This window comes from Pseudalkalibacillus decolorationis, from assembly GCF_024609785.1.
GTDB lineage: Bacteria > Bacillota > Bacilli > Bacillales > Fictibacillaceae > Pseudalkalibacillus > Pseudalkalibacillus decolorationis.
This window is the reverse complement of the sequence record NZ_JANHJQ010000002.1, coordinates 38,015-59,123: the sequence shown is the minus strand read 5'-3', so window position 1 is coordinate 59,123 and position 21,109 is coordinate 38,015. Positions and strand designations below refer to the sequence as shown.

The following is a 21,109-nucleotide window of genomic DNA, read 5'->3' as shown; positions in this document are numbered from 1 at the left end:
ATTACCTCCTGTTGCATGATTACAATGTTGGTTACATTTTCTCAATCATTCCAAGCACTAGATTTAGAAACGTTGGCTTCACCCGTTCTGCCACTTCCACGACTTCATCGTGAGACAACGGCTGATCTAAAATCCCCGCTGCCTTATTTGTGATACAAGATATTCCAAGCACCTCAATGCCTGCATGCCTTGCAACAATCACCTCTGGAACTGTTGACATACCGACCGCATCAGCTCCTAGTGTTCGGGCAAGGCGAACCTCTGCAGGTGTTTCATAGGTCGGGCCAAGGCTTGCCATATATACTCCTTCACGAAGATTGAACCCTTCCTTCTCCGCTACTTTATAAGCAAGCTTCATAAGTCGCTTACTATAAGGCTCCGACATATCTGGGAAACGTTCCCCTAATTCACTGTCATTTGGACCAATAAGCGGGTTGGTTCCCAAGTTATTAATGTGATCCACTATCAGCATCAGTTCCCCAGGGTCAAAATCAACATTAACACCGCCGGCCGCATTCGTTACCACCAGCTTCTCAACGCCAAGCGCTTTCATAACACGAACGGGAAACGTGGTCACCTGCGCATCATATCCCTCGTACAAATGAAATCGACCTTTCATCATGATCACATTCTTGCCTTTCACTTGGCCTGCGACAAGCTTACCTGCATGACCCTCAACCGTTGAAACCGGAAAATTCGGAATTTTATGGTATGGAATTTCAATTGCATTTTCGACCAGATCTGCTAAAATACCGAGCCCCGAGCCAAGGATTAAACCAACTTCCGGGCAAAATCCAATTTTGTTCTCAATAAATAAAGATGCTTCTTGTATTTGTTGTTTTACGTTAACCATCGTACGTTACATCCTCCTTTTGAACTATTGAATAGCCTTTTGTTACGAGACGTCTCTTAGGCTTTTTTGGAAAAACTTAGCTTTTTGCCAGTCTATTAGCGGAAGTCATAGTTTTGCTTATACTGTCTTCCGCATAACTTATAAATTATGACAGTATCAAAAAACCTTTGGTTAACTTAATTCTAAAACACTTTTTATCATTTGTAAATAAACATTTAATCAAAATGATAAAAAGATACCTTTTTTAGGCTTATTAAGGTCGGTTCGATTGTTCATATTAGAGGTAATAACAAATTTTATATCGAATTTAAATCAAAATGATAAAAATAACACTCCCTTCCCCTCGATTTTCTTGTTGTTATAGGACAAAGCGTTTATAATAAACGTGTACAATTTAAAATAGTTGGAGGAACAATATGTTAAAGCAGTTTGTTGGTTTGATATCACCTAAAATGAAAAGCCTTAAGCGGATTTATGGATTAATTCGTAAAAATGGTGCGGTCAGTACAAATACATTAATTGAATTAACAGGGTATAAACCAGCAACATGTGCACGTCTTATTGAAGAACTCGTGCAATCAGGAGTTATCTATAATTGCGGATTAGGAGAATCAAGCGGTGGGCGGAAACCACTGATGTACGCGATCGAGCCTAATGCCAATTATTTGATCGGCATTGATATTTCTCGATCTTTTACCACTGTGGTGCTCCTTGACTTGAAATTAAACATTTTAAGCGTAAACAAATTGGAAATGCAATCATTTTGCACAGCCGATTATACCTTAGAATATATTTGCAATCGCATTCATGAGATGCTTCATAAACACAACTTACCACTGCAAAAGGTGCTTGGAATTGGTGTCGGTGTTTTCGGGCCATTAGACCGTGAAAGCGGAATGATCTTGGAAATGGAGAACGGCTGGGGAAATATTAATATTGTAGAGTATTTGAAAAAGCATTTTGACACGCTCATTTTGCTAGATAACGGTGCAAACTTAGCAGCTCTTGGAGAATACCGCAGGAGATACTGGAAGGATATCGATAATCTCGCCTACACCCTATGCGGGACTGGCATTCGAAGTGGCTTTGTTTTAAAAGGAGAAGTCGTTGACAGTAAAATGAATATGGATAGTTCACTTGGACATATTATCGTAGATATTCATGGTCCTAAATGTTCATGCGGGTCATACGGATGCCTGGAAACATTCAGCAGTGTTTCAGCAATACGTAAGGAAATCATTCGGCAAATGAAGCGTGGCAAAACATCCGTGATCCAGGACATAGTAAATGACCCTGAAGAAATACGGTTTGACCATATATTAAAGGCATTAGATGATCGAGATTCACTTTGCAGCAGTGTTGTTCAAGAAGCTGCCTTCTACTACGGTATTGGTCTTTCTAACCTTGTTTACTTAATGCGCCCGGATGTCGTCGTTGTAGGCGGTGCATTAGGTCCAAAACCGATTTTTTTCGAAACGGCTATGGAAACGGCAAAACAACGTATCCAGTATTATCCGAACTATCAAGTCGAGTTTAAAGCAGCTAGTGATTATAATGCAGTAGCTGTTGGTGCAGGCAGTCTGATTTTTGACTATTTTATAGAAACCGCGTGAACAAACACGCGGTTTCTATTAATTTATTGTGAATAAACTTCACAAAACTAGTTACAGCTAGCCGTTAATTTTCAAGCTTTCTATCTTCATTCAACCTACTTCAAGTATGATCCTTACATCTTGTTGATCGGTGTAGGTGTGCAACTGTTTTTCAGCAATTAATTTACTACTCTAAATGCGAATAACACTTCCAAATCTACGAATAAATAAATGGTTTCCGCGAATAAAAATGCTCGAGTATCAAGATTTTCGTCCTTCAGCAACAAGTTTGCTGCTAAAAAGAGCTGCTATTTAGAACATTAAACTAAATCAATAGCAAAAGGGCATCAGTCAATTCTGATGCCTTTTTATTGTGCGGGACTTTAACTCGATAGAACTTGTTGCAAACAAGCAATCTCTCAAATCTTGATCCGTATCTTTGATCCCACATCCCCGGACATAGTTATTACTTTCACCTTGACGAAGCTTCCTCTGCCATTTCAATTTTAGGTTGAATCGGATCTTTGTCGTTGTCTAATTCGTAAACGACCTTTTTGATTGTACCGTTGTATGGGAATTCACCTTGTTCTAAATAGGATTCAGTGACAGTTGGCAGTGAATCGCGACCGATACTTAGCCCTTTTCGTGAAATTTTTAATTGGTAGGTTTTCGGAAGCTCCCTTTCGGCAAAATTTTCTCCATTAATGGATAAGGAACCAGTACCTGAAATAGAACCTGGTTGTTTTCTAAACGTGAAGCAAATGTCTAACGATCCAGTGGGAACATCGCGGTTCGATTCGATTTTGTAAAGGGTGCGTGTATGATTATATTCAAAATACAGGCGATTGTTTCGAATATAGAGTGTATAACCCCCGTCGTAATTGCCCATGGCAACAATGACACCTTCGCAAGACTCATTCGGTCTCTCAACATACGCCTTGATCTTGTAGGATCGATTCATTATCGGCGGTGCGGCAGCCGATCCGATAATAGAAACCCCGCCGTAATACGTAAACTGACGACGCGCGGTGACCGATTCCGGATTCTCCTTACCTAAATCTTTCCATCCACCTTCACGAAGCGGTAGTACATCATTTTTCTCTGCTTCCTCCCACCATCTATCGATTAACGCCTGAAGCTTGTCCGAACAACGTTCCGATAAATCATTCACCTCATTAAAATCTTCACGTAAATCAAACAATTCCCATACGTCGTCTTCAAATGAAGAACCTCGCTTGTGGTAGGTCACCGCTTTCCAACCATCATGAATCATGGCTCGATGACCCATCATCTCCAAATACTGCGTCGTTCGTTTAGCCGGAGATTCTGGTTGATCGTACGTATATGTCATGCTGACACCGCGCATTGGAATTTGCGAAACACCGCCGAGCATATCTGGTGCTTCAATGTCCAAGACATCAAGCACAGTCGGTGTAATATCGGTAATATAATGAAACTGGTTACGAACGATTTCCTTGTTCTTAATACCACCTTTCGGATATTGAATGATGAGCGGTACGCGTGTACCCCCAAAATACGTATTGTTTTTGTAGTGTCGAAAAGGCGTGTTACAAACTTGTGCCCAACCGCTTGGATATTCACAGCTTACACGGTCTCCGTACAATTGATTGTAGTAGGGCAAAATATCGTCGATGGTTTCAGTATATCCTTCGACGATTTTGGAATAATCGATACTACCATTTGCCCCACCTGTCGGACTTGCTCCATTATCCGAAATTAACACGAACATCGTATTTTCGTATTGACCAATTTCTTTCAGGTATGCAAGCATTCTGCCGATTTGATGATCCGTGTGGGTCATAAATCCAGCGTAAATTTCCATAAATCGAGCGGCCACTTTCTTTTCATCGCTTGTTAACGTATCCCATGAACGAACATCTGGATTAAACGGCGGAAGCTTTGTGTCCTCTGGGACAATGCCAAGCTCCTTTTGACGGTGGAAACGCTGTTCACGAATTTGATCCCATCCAATGTCGTAACAACCTTGATATTTTTGAATGTATTCCATCGGTGCCTGATGCGGCACATGCTGGGCACCGAATGATAGGTAAAGAAAAAACGGCTTTTCAGGCTTAATGGAAACATGATCCGTAACAAAATGCTTAGCATGATCAACTAAGTCCCCGGATAAATGGTAATCTTCACCGTCAGGACGTGATACGAAATGATTATCGTAAACAAGATCAGGGTAGAATTGATCTGTCTCCCCTTCCAAGAAGCCGTAAAAGCGTTGGAACCCCTTCCCAAGCGGCCAATAATCGTATGGTCCAGCAGGGGAGCAATGATGAACAGGTGCCAGATGCCATTTACCAACAGCAAACGTGCTATAACCGTTATTTTTCAAAATTTCTGCAATTGTTCCCGCATTATCCGAAATTCGCCCCCTCGTATTCGGGCAGTCCGGGCCAAGATCAAAGTTTGTGATGGTGGACATTCCGACAGAATGGTGGTTTCGTCCCGTTAGCAATGACGCCCGAGTCGGCGAACAAAGCGGAGTCGCGTGGAAATTATTATAGCGAAGTCCCCCGTTTGCTAACTGATCGATGTTAGGCGTTTCAATTTCTGAACCGTAACAACCAAAGTCAGAAAAGCCGACATCATCTAAGACAATGTATACAATATTTATTGATTCTTTGTTCATGATTTTCGACCCTCCGATTCGAATCGTTTAATAGAATAAGCAAACCGCTCCTTTGTCTAAAAGCATTCTTTTTAAGCATCCGCCACACAGCGGAACCCTATATTTCCAGTTGAGCTGTCCGGCGTGTTCGAACTTCTCGCCGCCACGCGGTATCGATTGCAGTAGGACCGGTGACAAAGATAGGATCCCCCACGCATCGCTTTTGCCGCTCCAGTCTTGGGACCTTGCGGATTATGACGTGGACCATGAATATGAAAATTCGGACTGAACCAATCTGAACACCATTCCCATACATTTCCTACTATGTTATACAAACCATATCCGTTTACGGGAAAAGATTGGGAAGGAGCGGTACCGAAGTAACTGTCCTCCTCCGTATTCTTGCTTGGAAAGTGACCTTGCCAAATATTGCAGTAGTGTTTATCATTTGGCGTCAATCGATTTCCCCATGGATACGTTTGTTGTTCAAGCCCTCCTCGTGCCGCAAACTCCCATTCCGCCTCTGTAGGTAGTCGTTTGCCAGCCCACTCACAAAAGGCAAGCGCGTCATTCCAGGAAACATGTACGACAGGATGATCCATCCGTTTGACGATCGTTGAATCAGACCCTTCAGGATGACGCCAATCGGCACCTTCAACAGGCCACCACCAAGGTGCACCCTGAACAGCTTGTTTTACAGTTTGGGCTGTCACGGATGACACAAAGCTGGAGAAAACAAACGACCACCCGAACCTTTCCGCTTCCGTCTTATAATTCGTCGCTTGAACAAAGTTTTCAAATTGTTCGTTTGTAACCGTACAGCGATCGATATAAAATGAATGAACCTTTACCTTACGCACTAGCCCCTCACCGTCCGCTGGAAAACCTTCCTTATCGTTCGTTCCCATCAGAAATTCTCCCCCCGACAGCAAAACCATGCCTTCCTTAGAAGAAATCTCACCCTTGCTTTGAAATGTCGTTTTTGACGATGAATGTTTGGAACACCCCGAAGATTCTGAATGTTTATGATCTAGTGAACAACAATTTGAATTCATTTATTTAACACTCCTATCTAATTAGCTATCTCATCTAATGATTCAGTATCATCATACGACTTACGGTTATACTCTTTTGGGAAAACCTTAACAAAAATAAATGTTGCTAATGTAATCATAACCATAAGCAAAAGTGTCATATTGCTAAACTGAGCAGATTGATGGTTGCTAGAGAAATCGACGATTTTAGTCATCATAAATGGTTGACTATAGAACATCGCTATAAAAGCAGTTCCTATGGATAGTGAAATTTGAAAAACTAACTTTTCTGTACCAATACCTACACCATGTTGACCTTGTGGAAGCAATTGTGTGTAGTTGGAAAGATATCCTGAAAAGAACAAAACATAACCTATATTGAAAATACCCATACCAATAAAAATGAAAGCGACGTTATACCCTGAGAGAAATGCTACTGACGCTAAACCGATAAAGATGAACGAACCACCGAACAAAACCATGTTACGATAACCAATTGCTTTTATAATACGACCTGAAAACATCCCCGTAATAAAAGCAACAATGTTTGTTATCATGTAAAATACACCGATTGTCGTCAACGCCATGCCGTAAACATCTGTTAAAATAAATGGAAAGATGAAATAAAAGGCAGACTGTGTAGCGTAAAATAAGGCACACACAATCAATGACAAAGCAACACCTTTCAATTTGAATAATTCTGGTTTGATAAAAGGGTTGTCTTTTTTAAGTGAATAGACAACCAAAATAAATAAAGAAACAAGTGCTAAAATCAGCAATATCGGATGTTGCATTTTAAACGTCAAAAACATCACAAGAAGCGTAACAAATGCCGTTACCAAACCCGCTCCAATGAAATCAAATGAGCTTTTTTTACTTTTTTCTTCTTCTGGTAAATTTTTGTAGATTGTCGGCACACTAAATATCGTTACAACTGGAATCATAAGTGCCCACTTCCAATCCAGATGTTCTGTAATGTAACCGCCTAATAAGTGTCCAGATGCCGAAGCAATCTGGTAAATTGCCGTATTGTAACCAAAAAATTTAGCCGCTGATAATTTGTCAAAATATTTAATTGCGATCACAATCGATAAAGCAAGAGGGGCTGCAATAGCAATTCCGAACAAAACACGATAACTAATTAATAATGCAAAACTTAAATCTGATACTATTCCAAATAGAGCAACTAACGGTACTGCAATACTTGAATACAGAATTAACTTACGTATACTCACACTGTCAGATAAAATAGTAAAGACGATTGAAAAAATACCGAAAGCCAAAAATCCCAATGAAATGACCAAGCTTATCGTTGATGGCGATACTTCAAATTCTTTGACTAGCTGTGGAGAAATGAGATTAAATATATTATTCGAAAACACAAGGAAAAACTCAAATACCAACAACCACCTTAAAACTTTCCAGACCCCACTTTGCACTTCTTCTGAGTACTTTTGAACCATGAAATTCACTCCCCTGATTTATTACTGACTCTCGCAATGAAATGTACTATTTCAGATTCCTTACCCTTGAAATCGCTTCCAAAAAAGATTGAAATTATAATGGAAATATCTTGGCTGTATAACTAAATGACTTTTATTCCTACTTCCAGCATTCTTGTCTACCTTGGTGTATTTGATATATTCATAGCGCTTTCAAATTTTGACATTCCACCTCTGGATCGTTACCACCACCTTGTTTAATTGCCCATGTTGAAAAAGGTATTTACAAACATGATATCCTAAACCGATTCATTTTGTAAACATCTTTTCATTATTTTGATAAAAAGTGTTTTTCTTTATATCTTATCCTCTATCAATTAACCTTTTTATTTATCTAATAACCCAATCATAACCGATTTTCCGATAGCAGATTGTATAATAAACGTTCTCTTTTTACCATTTTGAATTAAACATTCCGCTTCTCCGGAGATTTTGTATAAATACTTCACCATGATAGAAGTTCAATAAATGAGGAGGAATTTGAAGAAAAGAATAGAACGCAAAAATATATAGTATTTGAAAGTTTTAGGAGGTGGACTCAAAAAAAGAAGGTGGTCTCGTCATGGTTCGAATAATTGTTGGAGGATGACTAATGAAAAGAAAAAACTATTGTTCTATTGATCGCAGTATTATTTATGATGAGTAGTATCCTACCAACGGTAATCACCAGTTCTACTGCTAAGGCTGACGAAAACGTCTATGATTAGATTTTAAGAAACGGAATGATCATTGATGGGACTGGAGGACCTTCCTATCAAGCCGATGAAAAAAAAAGAACGCACCAGGCGTCCTTTTCAAGATTTTCATTATTCATTTCCAACTAGTTTTTAGTTATTTACGTGTTTATGATTGAGAATCTATTAAGTAGTTACTTGACTTAGTTTAGATTGTTTGTCTTTTTAATACATATCAGCCTCGCATATCCAAACAAACCATTAAAAAGCTAGTCAAGTTTAGGTCTATTACAAAGATCAACAATGGATTCAGTATAAACTCTTGCTGCCGTCATCTCACCTACCACCTAGAAATGACTTTAAAAAAGGAAGTATGGATAAACTACCCGTTCTCCCTTTTACAACCTTTCAATTCTATTAAAATGGTAAGTCATTCGTTTTTTATATCCATTGTTTCTCCTTAACCCTTATAGGATCAGCAACAACTTCTGTTACAAATACCGTTTTTCTGTTGGGTACCATCTATTGCTAAACGTTGATAATCGATGCATGAACATTAACGGTCTTTATTATTTTAATCACATTGTAGTCGATTATAATATGATTGTACACGTTGTTTAGGTAATTACCTTCTATATATTAAAGATAACCCCTGTAATCACTGCGACAATAGTCATAACAACAGTAGCCAAACCTGCCCACTTTAACATCATTTTCTGAAGGTCACCAAATTCAACTCCGGCCATCCCTACTAATAAATAAGTCGAAGGTACAAGCGGACTCAGCAGATGAACTGGCAAACCAAGAAGAGACGCCCGTCCAACTTCTACCGGACTAACACCATAAGTAGACGCAGTTTCTGCAAGCACCGGAAGGACTCCGAAATAATACGCATCATTTGACATGAAAAAGGTAAACGGTGCACTTGTAATTGCGGTTACAATGGCAAAATACTGACCCCATCCCTCGGGAATAACTGAAATTAACGAATTCGCCATGGCATCAACCATTTCAGTCCCTGTGAGAATACCTGTAAAAACACCTGCGGCAAATACCAATGAAACTACAGACAGCACATTGCCCGCATAAGTTGAAATTCTTTCCTTCTGCTGTTCCATATTCGGATAATTAATCATAATAGCAACAGCAAATGCTACCATAAATAACACTGGAGTAGGAAGCACCCCAACAACAAGACAGACTAAAAGTAAAACAGTCAAAAGAAAGTTCACCCATATTAATTTAGGACGTTTGATGTTTTCATCCTGTCCAACAGCTTCAGAAGCAGCTGCCGTTTCTTTCGATGCCATCTCGTCAATAACGCTTTGATTAATGTGGATGACACCTAGTCTCTTCCTTTCCTTTTTGCCATAGTAAAAAGCAACGACTAACACAACCAGAACGCCCCCGAGCATAGCTGGTATAACAGGAACAAAAAGTTCTGAAACACCGAGTCCTAAAACACTCATTGCTCTCGCCGTCGGTCCTCCCCACGGAAGCAAATTCATTACTCCAGATCCTAATACTGAAATACCAGCCAGTATAAGCGGATTCATGCCAATTCGTTTATACAATGGCAACATAGCCGAAACCGTAATCATATAGGCGGTTGTCCCATCGCCGTCTAAGGAAACAAAAAGTATCAAACAGGCAGTTCCCAATGCTACTTTTAAAGGATCGCCCTTTACAATTCGAATGATTTTTTCAACCACCGGGTCAAATAAACCAGCATCAATCATTACTCCAAAAAACAGAATCGCGAACATAATCATAATGCCTGTCGGTGCTACTTTTATAACACCATCTAGCATCATTTTACCAATGTCTTCGAAAAAACCGCCGAATAATGCAAAAACGATCGGTATAACCATTAAGGCAATAAGTGCGGAAAGACGCTTCGTCATGATTAAATACATGAAAACAGCAATCATTAAAAATCCTAGTAAAGCTAACATATTAACACTCCATTTTTAAGCGCTTACATTTAAAGCATTGACGCTTTTATTTTAAGTCTTAAAAGTATTTTAAATTATCAGTCACCTGATGTAACGGTTTTGAGTGTATTGGCTTTAAAAACCGTTTTGGCTCTTTTTTGTCGATTTTGATTATAAAAAAGATGCACAATGGCCAAAAAGCCATTGTGCATCTTAGAAAAACTCATCATTACCTATTTCTAATATCAAATTTCGAAGTTTATCTTATACTGAATTCCGGTTTCATTTTTCGTGTGAATCGGTTATAGATCATAGTACTTACGCTCCGGCCGTCCCACGGAACCATATTCCACTTCTGAGCGGCACTTGTCTACGGAAATTAAATATTCTAAGTAACGTCTTGCAGTAGTCCTCGCCGCACCCATTCTTTTCCCGATTTCCTCTGCAGACAAACCCTTCTGGCTGTTTCTAAGAACCTCCAAAACTTTATTAAGAGTAAGAGCATCTATTCCTTTTGGCAACTCCCGATTATCTTCTGTTTTACTTTCATCTGAATTCTTGAATAGCCTATCCACTATATTTTGATCCACTTCTTCTTTGTTTTGTAATAAATTCCTACTTTGAATATATTCTTTCACCGTATCCGTAAACCGATCCATCTTAACAGGCTTAATTAAATAATTCTGTACACCGTTCCGTATTGCCTTTTCAAGGAACGCTTTATCCGTTGCAGCTGTAATCATGATAATATCCACGTCTTCGAAGTTCGCACGGATCGTCGTTAAAATATCAGTACCAAGTTTATCCGGCATGTAGATATCAAGCAATAACAGGTCAACTTTTTTGGTATGTAAAAGTTCCAGGGTTTTTTCAGCATTTAAAGCCTTCCCCGCAATTTCGACTTCAGGTATTTTCTTAAGAAATTTCTCATGAACATTAGCAACGCGGAAATCATCTTCAGCAATTGCCACCTTTACAGTTTCCATCATTATCCTCCTTTATTATTATTTAGGTATATACACAGTGAACACAGCACCTTTTCCTTTCTCACTATGAAGTTCAATCATCCCCCCGAGTTGATTGACGGCCTCATTCACGTTGGCAAGTCCATAGCCCCTCGGCTCATTAGAGTTTTTTTCTGTAAAACCTCTGCAAAAGATTAAAGCCTTATTTTCTTCAGGAATACCATTTCCATTATCATGTACTTCAAAAATGATATCTTTTCCAAGATCAGTTGCAAAGAACATTACTTTAGGATTTTTGTTACGTACAACAGCTTCAAATGCATTGTCTATAAGGTTCCCAATGATCACGATGAGATGTGATAAGTTGATATGAATAGGCAGCGTCTGCAGGGAACTATTTGAATCGATTTCAAACTCAATTTTCTTCTCTGAAGCTTTTCCGATTTTACCCAATAAGACAGCCTGTACCCTGGTTTCTTCAATCTGGTTAAAAAGAATATGATTTTTCACCTCGAAATCCTCCGTTTCATCTTGTATCATATCCACAGCTTCATCATATTCACCCAGTTGCAATAAACCTGACAGCACATACAATTTATTCGTAAATTCATGGGTTTGGGCCCGTAAATCTTCAGAATATCGCTGGACTTCAGAAAGTGTATTGAGCATTTGTTCAAATTCCGTTTTATCACGGAAAGATGCAACAATCCCATTTACCTCATCTTTATGAAAAACTGGTGTCCAGTTGACAATTAATGTCCTATCCTTCAATGTAATTTCTCGGTCTTTTTGAGATCTCCCTGTCTTAAAAACCTGGTAAAGATTTGAGTTTGGGAAGAGGTCTTCAATTTCTAGACGATGAGAGCTTCCTTTAATATTGAGCAGCTTTTTAGCAGTTTTATTAATCATCGTTACCCTGCCCGTTTTGTCATACGCCAATATACCTTCCCTGACGGATTGGAGAATGGCATCCCTTTCTGTGTATAATGTAGCGATTTGGTAGGGTTCCAATCCCATTGTATCCTTACGAATATTTCTGGATAACATGATACTTCCGGCGACGGCAATAATAAGGACAGCCATTGATATAAACCCGGCTCTGATCACATTATGAAAGATTTGCTCTTTGATATTCTCTGAAAGAAAACCGACTGAGACGATCCCAATAATTTCATTTTTCTTATTAAAAACCGGGGATTTCCCTCGTAGAGAAGGACCTAATGATCCCACGGCCCTTGATGTATAATATTTTCCTTCAACAAGCGCGCGATAATTATCCTTACCAACCATTTTCTTCCCGATTCGTTCAGGTACAGGATGTGAATATCGAATGCCTTCCTTATTGCCAACCACAATAAATTCAGCGCCAACCTCTTTTCTGATTCTCTCCACCGTCGGTTGTATGATTGCTGCGGGATCCTTTGTTTGAAAGGCTTTGATCACTTCAGGCATGAATGAAATCGTTTTAGAAATTTTCAAAGCCAACTGGCCTTTCTGCTCTTCAATCTGCTTACTTTCCAGATAAGTAAAGGATGCAGTTAACAGAATAATGATCAGAAATGCAAGTGATAAGACCAGAATCAGTATTTTAGTTTGCAGCGATATTCTCAAAGACTTCAACTACCTCCAACACTTATATTTCATTTATTCAATTTATGTAATACGTTTACCTTGACGGATTAGGGTCACTCCGAAATCAGTTTATAATCAATATTAGATTTAGTAGTAAACAATGTTTATTAATATTTCCAATAAAGTATAGCATAAAAGAAATATTTCATGTCCAGGGTTAAACACGGAACTCCTATATACTATTTATTGGACGGGTGGCACTAAAATCGGCGGGCGCTACCTTTATTCCTATTAAAAACTATCCTATCCTTATTAAGTACGACAGTTTTGAGGACCGGAACGTATGTTACTTGCATAATATGATATGGATCTTCGACTAATTACTTTACATCCTGTGATAACGTCGAAGTCAGCACGCCCATGTGCAAGTCCGGAAAAACCGAGTACAAGAATAACCTACGGAAGTGGTTCCTCGCACGAAGGAAAAGTGTCCATTTTTTTCAAGGAACGAAGAAATTCGCAGTTTATCATTTGGGGATATTTGAACATCCTCTATCAGTACTCCGTTTTACAACATCTGAATTTTTATCCAACCTACAATTTCTGATGCAATTCTTGGGATGCTTTTCCCTTCTGTCTCAACAATCAAATCTGCATCATGATAATATGGCTGTCTATGTTTAAACAGCTTTTGAAGCTCCCTTCTCGTTTTGCCGGCAGCAAGTGGTCTCGATAAATCATCATGAAGACGATTGAAAATGGTATTGACCGAAGATTCCAGTGTAATTACATAGCCATTCTCCTTCATGAAACATCGATTTTCCTTTCGGAGTACCATCCCTCCACCTGTAGTTATGATGACATTCTCTCTTGGCAATTCACGGAGGGCAGTCTGTTCCTCATCACGGAAATACATCTCACCCTTCCTTTCAAAGATCGAAGGTATGTCCCACGCTAGCTTTTCCTCGATATATTGATCGGTATCAATGACAGGTAGATCCAACACTTTTCCGAGCTCATTTCCGATGGACGTCGTCCCTACTGCCATAAAGCCTGTTATATAGATTGCTCTCATTACACCACCACCCATTTTTCAACTTCTTTCTTAAAAAACTAGAAGTCAGGTACTTCAATATTATTACTGTAAAAAGAGATTGGCGAGATTATTTTTCCAAATCTCCTTAAAATTTTCTTTTGGATTTATCCGCTTTATTCCCCCAAAAGAGGAGCGTTCCAGAACATTTCTCATGTCCCTGTGTCCATATTTGATAACTCCATGTAAATCAGCATGGCCGGTCGTGGTCTAGATATTTGTCGTTTTACTTCTTGATCATCTCCACTACCCAGGAGTCTGTCCGACGAAAAAGACTTTGTCCATGTCGCAAAGAATAGTACATGTAACCGTATTGAACGTATAAAGGATGTGTAGGACATGGCAAAATTCAGAGCTTATTCCGTAAAACAAGGAGAACTCGTTCCGTCTTATTTGAGCGAATGGGTACTAGACAATCACTTAGTTCGGATGATCAGCGACTTGTAGATGAATTGACCTTCCTTCCATTACGGATGTCTATTCTGCTCGTGGAGGAGAAGCTTACCATCCTGCCCTGTTATTAAAATTAGTTTTACGGCTAAGAAGCACTCCTTTTTTAAAGTCAAATGAAGCGGGGGTGGTCCAGATCTATCTATTCACCGTGGTTTGGAATAATGCAATTCGAAAGGCTTGTGAAACTCTTGTTAATACTACCTATTTCTCTATATCGAAGTTTGAAAAATTATTAGACATACACTTCATATTTCATAACGCATTCATTGAGGTAGGAATGTATTAATTTTAGCTTGGATCAAGGATAGTTATACCTATGAAAGACAAAAAGTTATCGTAATTGTACCTCTTTAATGAATTTCTCCGAATAAATACCTACTACGGATTCAATTATCAAAGCCTTGTTTCGCTTATCTAATTGTTAATCACCTTACTTACACAATTTTTATTGTTTACACATACAGTACCAGTAGGCTTTTGTGGTCAATTGTATTAAATCCACAGAAAGAAGTACTAGTTAACTTCTACATATGTGTTACTCGGAAGCCTTGAACTATTATCAATACCGAGACTAGAGGGAGTGGAAAAATTGTGTCAAATGAATTAGAAGTAATACGTACAGAGATAGAAGAACTTAGCTTAAAAATTTTAGATCTTTTAAACCAAAGAGGAGTACTTGCCCAAAAAATTGGTAGGATCAAGAAGATGAAAGGTACACAGCGTTTTGATCCTGTCCGTGAGCGGAGTCTTCTTGACTTAATAGCTGAAAACAATAAGGGTCCTTTTGACACTCCTACCCTTCAACATATTTTCAAAAGTATTTTCCAAGCAAGCTTAGAACTACAAGAAGGAGATAACCGAAAAGAACTTCTGGTATCAAGAAAACGAAAACCAAACAATACTGTCATCAAAATTAAAGATGAGCTGATTGGTGATGGGAAGCCACATTTTGTAATAGGTCCTTGCGCAGTTGAAAGTGAGGAGCAGGTCCGGTGTGTGGCAAAAGTAATAAAAGATCATGGAATAACCCTAATTCGGGGTGGCGCTTTTAAACCTAGAACTTCCCCATATGATTTTCAGGGACTCGGCTTTGAAGGTTTAAGGATCTTACGGCAGGTAGCTGATAAATATAATCTTGCGGTGGTCAGTGAAATACTGAATCCCAATGATCTGGAAAAAGCTGTGGATTATGTAGACGTGATTCAAATAGGCGCCCGAAATATGCAGAATTTTGAATTATTAAAAGCAGCAGGACTGGTAACTAAGCCAATCTTATTAAAACGTGGATTGTCTGCAACAATTGAAGAATTCATGTATGCTGCCGAATATATCATTGAAAAAGGAAATGATCAAATCATACTTTGTGAGAGAGGGATTAGAACATTCGAACGAGCTACTAGAAATACACTTGATATAACCGCAGTTCCTATTCTCAAAAAAGAGACACACTTGCCTGTATTTGTGGATGTAACTCATTCAACTGGACGAAAAGATTTAGTCCTTCCTGCTGCTCGGGCAGCACTTGCTATAGGAGCCGATGGAGTCATGGCAGAGGTCCATCCTGATCCCCCTATAGCTTTATCTGACCCTGCTCAACAAATGAATATCCCTGAGTTCAACAACTTCATGAATAAGTTAAAAAGCAAATCAGACGATTTTAATCTCTAATAGAAAAATTACAGCGCTGTGTTGGTATTGATTAAAGTTTAACCTTAAACCGGCCTTTACTTGAAGATGAAAAAAAATTTATTGAATGGCTTTCAAAGAAGGCTATGGAAGAATATAAAAAGGTTCCATACAAAATATAACAATAACACATCAAAAATATGCTTATTCACCAATACTATAGTCCTGTCCACTGCTGATTTTTTTTCATACCATATCAAGGGAAGAGGATACCTCTTTTAATAAATATGATGGTGGTGAGAATATGTCAGGTTATGGTGGACGTGGTTCTGGATTTGCATTGATTGTTGTGTTGTTTATTCTACTCATTATTGTTGGGGTAGCTTTCGTCAAGGATGATAAGCGTGATTATTAATATTTAACCCTTTAGTATTATTCCATTAAGGGGTAACGCCATGACGTTACCCCTTAATGATAAAAAGAAGTTCTTACCTAACAAAAAAGAAGCACGTCTCACTACAGCGATTCTGAGAACAACGTTTTAAATTCCGTTGTCTCCTTATTTGTGTTAAATTAATACTTTTTATCATCAAACATGGCTGCTCCAACAATAATAAGCAAGATAAACAATACTACGATTAACGCAAAGCCATTATTATCTCTTTTGCGACCAAAGTCGCCACCGAAGTTACCGAAACCACTCATAATATCACCACCTTTTTAGTCGATACCATATTTTATGAAGGTGATGACAAATTGGAAAGACTAACAACTAGGAAGAACAAAAAAAGGCAAGAAGAAAATCCTCGACTTAAATCTGACAATTTAATTATTAAGACAAACACAAATTGTGTATATTAACCCAATCATTCCTCCGGTGGAGTATACAGCAAATGTCCAAGAACTAATAGAGTTCTGATGCCTTTTAAGAGTTTCCAGCGTCCCTGAGGTCAACAAGGTATACTTTATGTTTAGAGGTAAACGTTTCAGCAAAGTAATCACCACTATTATTACAGATTAATGGTGAGTGACACAAACTGGAGTATGGACTCAAAATCACTGAATTTTATACTCTATGAAAAAACAAACATATAGCCTCCTAGTTTTTCTATACTAATTCAGTAATAGGTTCAAGAATGTTCATACGAAGATTAACTCAAAGTTGTTATCCTAGTATCTGCTTGTAATCTATACCTCTTTACCCTCACAAGGACGGGGGTTTTTTATACACATATTGAAACTGCCGTTACAAGTTGTCCATCTCTTACATAGATTATTGATATAAATTTTTGAGAGAAAAGGAGCCAGTGGGACACCTTTTTTTACCATCAGGTGTGGGCAGGACTGTTGCATTGGTAAATAAGTATATATTTGATGTTATTTACTGTATTTTTGAATGGAATCTTTGATATTCTTCTATAACCTTCATTGAAACCCATTCAATAAACTTTTTCTCATCGTCAAACAAGGGACGGTTCAACCTTAGTTGAAACTCAATAATAAACCTCTCGTATATAGCTTCAAACATCTGATTTTCCAAGTTTAATCACCTACCTATGTTTTTAATAGTGGTTAGGCTCAAATTAACCCCAATATGAATATATGTAAGGGTTCACTTTTTTAAAACAGGGCGGAATAAATGATACAGCAATTAAATTTGTTAAGCGAATACAACAGTATCGAAATACTTGCAGAGAACATGTTAGGTACAAAAAGGAGTAGACCCGAACTCATCCGATTAAAAGGTAAAGTGTGACCTGGAGATGCGATCGTTTTTAGAGAATAGGTCGAGGTACAAAAGATTTGATAGAGTTAGTCGAGTACTTTGAATGATAAAAACGCAAAAAAATACCATATAGATAGATCTATATGGCTAGGTCTCCTTTCTTTATTACCCTCTTAATTTCTTTTAGACTATAGAAGCTTTTCCTCAATAATACGAACAGCAACAATATTTCTTCTTATCTTTCTTTTTACAAGGATTAAAAAAGACACAAGAATCATAATCATAATCTCTCTTTTTACAAGGATCACAATAGTCACAAGGATCATAATAATAATCTTTCTTTTTACAAGTATCGTAATAACACATAAAATAACCCCCCTTCTATTAAATTGATCCTTTCATTTCATAGTATGATATTAAAAGGAAAATAGATTGGACAAGTTCCATAGTCAAAAAAGCCTTGACTGTTATGTATAAAGTCAAGGCTTTCCTATCAGTATGGGTATTTTTGCCCGTCCCCTCGAAAATGGGGAGTAGGCTGAATCCCTTAAATATCAAGCGATTAGTCATAAGAGGAGGCTGACTCCACAGAGTCTGCCCCCTTACTATTAAGTTAGCCAAGACACTCTTACTTCGATCGACTTCGATCTTCTTTTTCATCTGACATTAAATCATTTGCTGAGCTTTTAAATTCTTTTAATGTATGACCAAATGCACGCCCGATTTCAGGTAACTTAGATGGTCCAAATACGATGAGAGCAATAACTAAAAGTAGAATTAGACCAGGTACGCCTATACTTTGTAACATGTTGTGTCCTCCATAATAAATTGTTTTCTATTCCATAGATACGGCTCATACTTATCTTTTCTCTACTTTTTCCTTGTTTTTATTATTTAATGGTAAAGGATCTATACTTTGATCATTCGCTGATAAATCAATTCCGTAGTCCTTAGCAAAAACCATATGGGTGTCTACAAGAACCCCTTCCTTATTTTCATCTAAATGGAATACTCTAGCACCACGAAGTCTATTCCGATCAGCACCGGAAAGACCGTATGTTCCGAAACCGGTGTTACCAGCATATCCAAGCATGATTCCATAATAGTTGCCACAATAGGTGTTTACATGATCATGTCCGCAGAAAACCCCTTTAACGTCTCCTCTCTCTAACATGGCTGAAAACAAGCCACCGTTAATCGGACCTGGACATTCATCTTCATTTCTTTCTCCTACTATATTATGCTTTTTCACTGCCAATTCATGGTTGGCTTGTGTTCGACTATCTACACTTGCATACCACATAAAACGATGTTCCCATAGAGGGATATGAATGAACACGAGTGAAGGTACTTTATAACGGTACCTCTTCTCAAGTTTTTTAGATGTCTCATAATACCAATTAACTTGATTAAAGCGTAACCAGTCCCAAGTAGGGTATCCTTTAAAATCTTGCCCAGCTATTTGAGCTGGTGCATATCTTCCACTATCAAGAAGCCAGAGGTTGAATGCCGCTTTATTGCCTTTTGATTGTCTAATTAAGAGATTCATATTTCCTGTTCCAGTAAGGCCCCTTTCACCTCGTTCGTTCATATTATGTTTGTACTTCATATAGAACTTCAGCATGTCATTCTCATACATCCCACTCTTGGATGAAGAGTCTTCATCATGGTTTCCAAATGTAATCGCCCATTTGATCTCTCTTTTTTCCACCAGATGAACGACATTATTCATGGCTTGTTTCATTTCTAATTCTGTATCACAGCCTCCTGTAATAATGTCACCGTTGAAAACAACAAAATCCGGCTTCTCTGAGTCAAGAACTTTCTCCATAAGTTCAATTGTCCTACGATCAATGCGTTCATCATCTTGAGTGTCGTTAAATTGTACGATTTTAAACTTACCATCTGAGTTGAATTGGAGCTTAGGATGTTGTTTTTTTTCAGAATAAGCATGCGCGTTGTCATTCAATAAATTTACTGGCAACCCAGTAGACGCAAGTGTTAAAGCAAGCGTAGCCATTCCTCCTTTTTTTATAAAACTCTTTCTGTCTAACCCTTTGTTTTGATCCTGATTACTCATCAAAATGACCTCCAGTTTTTTTATTGTTCAGCCGAGCATCAAAAAGAGAGGGGAAATTTCAATACAAGCATCATGACTTAAAAATGAGATGCCGCCAATATCCCCTTACACTACTTTTCATCTTAGAATAAAAATATTAATACACTATTAATCATGCTGAAAAGACAAGTAAAAAAAACAAAGAAAACTTAGAAAACAAAAGCTAAAGAAAACGACACAAATAGCTTTCCTAAGAAAAAATGCTAAGATTTTTGGTAGAAAAGTTCGATGAAAAAGGTGCTTTTGTTTTTGTTTGACATGCTATTTCTGTTTCATTTACAAAAGTTAATAATTTCATCATCTTTTTTTAAAATTCAGCCCTTATAATTAGTTAATACAAAACAAATCAAAACGACGAGGGCTTAGGAGATCTATATGAAGGAGTCATTAATTACAGATAGACATAGAATGATCATTAGAGAACTTGAGATAAAAAATAAAGTGAGTGTCGTTGATTTAGCAATGAAATTAAACGTAACACCTGAAACGATACGAAAAGATTTAAGCACGCTTGAGGAGAATAAAAATTTATGTAGAATTCATGGTGGGGCTGTTCCCTATTTTGGTTCGATTAAAGAACCCCATTTTAATAAAAAAGTCGGTATCTCTCATAATCCAAAAAAAAGGATCGGTGAAACTGCCGCAACTTTCATTATGGATGGAGAAACCATTGCACTAGATGTAGGCTCAACAACCTTGCACATTGCGAGTTCGATTAAAAACGTAAAAAATGTCACGATTGTGACCAACTCTTTAGCAGCAGTCGAAATATTAAATAATCGATTAGAAAACCAATTATTTGATGGTAGAGTAATTGTACTTGGAGGAACGACGAACCCCTTGCAACAGTCAATCAGTGGATCATTAACTAATCATTTGTTAGAACACTTTTATTTTGATAAAGCTTTTATTTCGTGTGGAGGCATCAACAATGATGGAATATGTGATTTCAACATTGATGAAGCAACGGCATCTTCTATTATGATGAAGCGATCAAGACAAGTTTATGTTGTCGCTGATGCTTCCAAAATTAATCAGAGGGCTCTTTTTCATATCGGGTCATTCTCATCCATTGATTGTGTTATGACAGATCAGGAAATGCCCATTGATTGGTCCAAATATGCAATGATTAAGGACCTAGATTGGATAAAAATCGGTGACATGAATGAGCATTGATGACCCTGTTCATCCTAGGCTTCGAACATTAGTTATACAATGACACCGTCAACACCGGAGGATTGAACCAGCTGTGTAACTGCGGAGGACACAATAAACCAGCTAATGATCAAGATTTTAGCTGGTTTATTCTAATGAATAGTTTTAAG

At 38.1% G+C, this 21,109-nt stretch carries 15 protein-coding genes and 2 pseudogenes; 4 read left to right on the top strand and 13 right to left on the bottom strand.

The features are described from left to right. Nucleotides 1-31: 31 nt before the first annotated feature. Entirely contained in the window at nucleotides 32-853 is an 822-nt protein-coding gene (locus NON16_RS02210; RefSeq protein WP_257346727.1) for a purine-nucleoside phosphorylase, read from the bottom strand. Nucleotides 854-1,269: 416 nt separating this feature from the next. Between NON16_RS02210 and NON16_RS02205 the strand changes: the two genes are divergently transcribed. Further along, a complete protein-coding gene (locus tag NON16_RS02205) occupies nucleotides 1,270-2,466 on the top strand; it encodes an ROK family transcriptional regulator (RefSeq protein ID WP_257346726.1) in 1,197 nt (398 codons plus the stop codon). A 451-nt stretch (nucleotides 2,467-2,917) separates the two neighbouring features. Here the strand turns inward: NON16_RS02205 and NON16_RS02200 are convergent, their stop codons facing one another. From NON16_RS02200 to NON16_RS02165, 8 genes and pseudogenes are all read right to left on the bottom strand, one after another. Beyond that, entirely contained in the window at nucleotides 2,918-5,107 is a 2,190-nt protein-coding gene (locus tag NON16_RS02200) for an arylsulfatase (protein WP_257346724.1), read from the bottom strand. Nucleotides 5,108-5,178: 71 nt separating this feature from the next. After that, a complete protein-coding gene (locus tag NON16_RS02195) occupies nucleotides 5,179-6,141 on the bottom strand; it encodes a formylglycine-generating enzyme family protein (protein WP_257346722.1) in 963 nt (320 codons plus the stop codon). 17 nt (nucleotides 6,142-6,158) lie between these two features. After that, nucleotides 6,159-7,583 carry an MFS transporter gene (locus NON16_RS02190; RefSeq protein WP_257346720.1) on the bottom strand — a complete coding sequence of 475 codons (1,425 nt, stop codon included), beginning with the start codon at nucleotides 7,581-7,583 and terminating at the stop codon, nucleotides 6,159-6,161. Nucleotides 7,584-8,928: 1,345 nt separating this feature from the next. Continuing rightward, nucleotides 8,929-10,251 (bottom strand): CitMHS family transporter, encoded by a 1,323-nt coding sequence (locus NON16_RS02185; RefSeq protein WP_257346718.1) that lies wholly within the window; start codon nucleotides 10,249-10,251, stop codon nucleotides 8,929-8,931. 281 nt (nucleotides 10,252-10,532) lie between these two features. Beyond that, nucleotides 10,533-11,216 carry a response regulator gene (locus NON16_RS02180; RefSeq protein ID WP_257346716.1) on the bottom strand — a complete coding sequence of 228 codons (684 nt, stop codon included), beginning with the start codon at nucleotides 11,214-11,216 and terminating at the stop codon, nucleotides 10,533-10,535. A gap of 18 nt (nucleotides 11,217-11,234) precedes the next feature. Next, on the bottom strand, nucleotides 11,235-12,806 hold the full coding sequence (locus tag NON16_RS02175) for an ATP-binding protein (RefSeq protein WP_308216569.1): 1,572 nt from the start codon (nucleotides 12,804-12,806) through the stop codon (nucleotides 11,235-11,237). 529 nt (nucleotides 12,807-13,335) lie between these two features. Continuing rightward, nucleotides 13,336-13,842, bottom strand: coding sequence for a shikimate kinase (locus tag NON16_RS02170; protein ID WP_257346712.1), 507 nt, complete (start codon nucleotides 13,840-13,842; stop codon nucleotides 13,336-13,338). Nucleotides 13,843-13,989: 147 nt separating this feature from the next. Further along, a pseudogene (locus NON16_RS02165) lies at nucleotides 13,990-14,093 on the bottom strand (chorismate synthase); the annotation flags it as partial. 808 nt (nucleotides 14,094-14,901) lie between these two features. Here NON16_RS02165 and NON16_RS02160 point away from each other — a divergent pair. Further along, nucleotides 14,902-15,981 (top strand): bifunctional 3-deoxy-7-phosphoheptulonate synthase/chorismate mutase, encoded by a 1,080-nt coding sequence (locus NON16_RS02160; RefSeq protein WP_257347193.1) that lies wholly within the window; start codon nucleotides 14,902-14,904, stop codon nucleotides 15,979-15,981. Between the two features lie 262 nt (nucleotides 15,982-16,243). Next, on the top strand, nucleotides 16,244-16,354 hold the full coding sequence (locus tag NON16_RS02155) for a YjcZ family sporulation protein (protein ID WP_257346711.1): 111 nt from the start codon (nucleotides 16,244-16,246) through the stop codon (nucleotides 16,352-16,354). A gap of 158 nt (nucleotides 16,355-16,512) precedes the next feature. Here the strand turns inward: NON16_RS02155 and NON16_RS02150 are convergent, their stop codons facing one another. The 4 genes and pseudogenes from NON16_RS02150 to NON16_RS02135 form a co-directional block, all read right to left on the bottom strand. Then, complete coding sequence (locus NON16_RS02150) at nucleotides 16,513-16,644, bottom strand: YjcZ family sporulation protein (RefSeq protein ID WP_257346709.1); 132 nt, start codon at nucleotides 16,642-16,644, stop codon at nucleotides 16,513-16,515. Nucleotides 16,645-16,863: 219 nt separating this feature from the next. Beyond that, nucleotides 16,864-16,980: pseudogene (locus NON16_RS25525) on the bottom strand (alpha/beta fold hydrolase); the annotation flags it as partial. 1,313 nt (nucleotides 16,981-18,293) lie between these two features. After that, on the bottom strand, nucleotides 18,294-18,473 hold the full coding sequence (tatA, locus tag NON16_RS02140; protein WP_257346708.1) for a twin-arginine translocase TatA/TatE family subunit: 180 nt from the start codon (nucleotides 18,471-18,473) through the stop codon (nucleotides 18,294-18,296). Nucleotides 18,474-18,524: 51 nt separating this feature from the next. Next, on the bottom strand, nucleotides 18,525-19,745 hold the full coding sequence (locus tag NON16_RS02135) for a metallophosphoesterase family protein (RefSeq protein WP_257346706.1): 1,221 nt from the start codon (nucleotides 19,743-19,745) through the stop codon (nucleotides 18,525-18,527). 414 nt (nucleotides 19,746-20,159) lie between these two features. Between NON16_RS02135 and NON16_RS02130 the strand changes: the two genes are divergently transcribed. Further along, entirely contained in the window at nucleotides 20,160-20,960 is an 801-nt protein-coding gene (locus NON16_RS02130) for a DeoR/GlpR family DNA-binding transcription regulator (RefSeq protein WP_257346704.1), read from the top strand. Nucleotides 20,961-21,109 lie beyond the last annotated feature (149 nt).

Coding starts and splice junctions, on each gene's coding strand:
- NON16_RS02190 (WP_257346720.1), bottom strand. CDS start 7,583: ATGGTTCAAAAGTACTCAGAAGAAGTGCAAAGTGGGGTCTGGAAAGTT.
- NON16_RS02180 (WP_257346716.1), bottom strand. CDS start 11,216: ATGGAAACTGTAAAGGTGGCAATTGCTGAAGATGATTTCCGCGTTGCT.
- NON16_RS02210 (WP_257346727.1), bottom strand. CDS start 853: ATGGTTAACGTAAAACAACAAATACAAGAAGCATCTTTATTTATTGAG.
- NON16_RS02185 (WP_257346718.1), bottom strand. CDS start 10,251: ATGTTAGCTTTACTAGGATTTTTAATGATTGCTGTTTTCATGTATTTA.
- NON16_RS02135 (WP_257346706.1), bottom strand. CDS start 19,745: ATGAGTAATCAGGATCAAAACAAAGGGTTAGACAGAAAGAGTTTTATA.
- NON16_RS02195 (WP_257346722.1), bottom strand. CDS start 6,141: ATGAATTCAAATTGTTGTTCACTAGATCATAAACATTCAGAATCTTCG.
- NON16_RS02170 (WP_257346712.1), bottom strand. CDS start 13,842: ATGAGAGCAATCTATATAACAGGCTTTATGGCAGTAGGGACGACGTCC.
- NON16_RS02205 (WP_257346726.1), top strand. CDS start 1,270: ATGTTAAAGCAGTTTGTTGGTTTGATATCACCTAAAATGAAAAGCCTT.
- tatA (WP_257346708.1), bottom strand. CDS start 18,473: ATGTTACAAAGTATAGGCGTACCTGGTCTAATTCTACTTTTAGTTATT.
- NON16_RS02200 (WP_257346724.1), bottom strand. CDS start 5,107: ATGAACAAAGAATCAATAAATATTGTATACATTGTCTTAGATGATGTC.
- NON16_RS02130 (WP_257346704.1), top strand. CDS start 20,160: ATGAAGGAGTCATTAATTACAGATAGACATAGAATGATCATTAGAGAA.
- NON16_RS02150 (WP_257346709.1), bottom strand. CDS start 16,644: ATGAGTGGTTTCGGTAACTTCGGTGGCGACTTTGGTCGCAAAAGAGAT.
- NON16_RS02155 (WP_257346711.1), top strand. CDS start 16,244: ATGTCAGGTTATGGTGGACGTGGTTCTGGATTTGCATTGATTGTTGTG.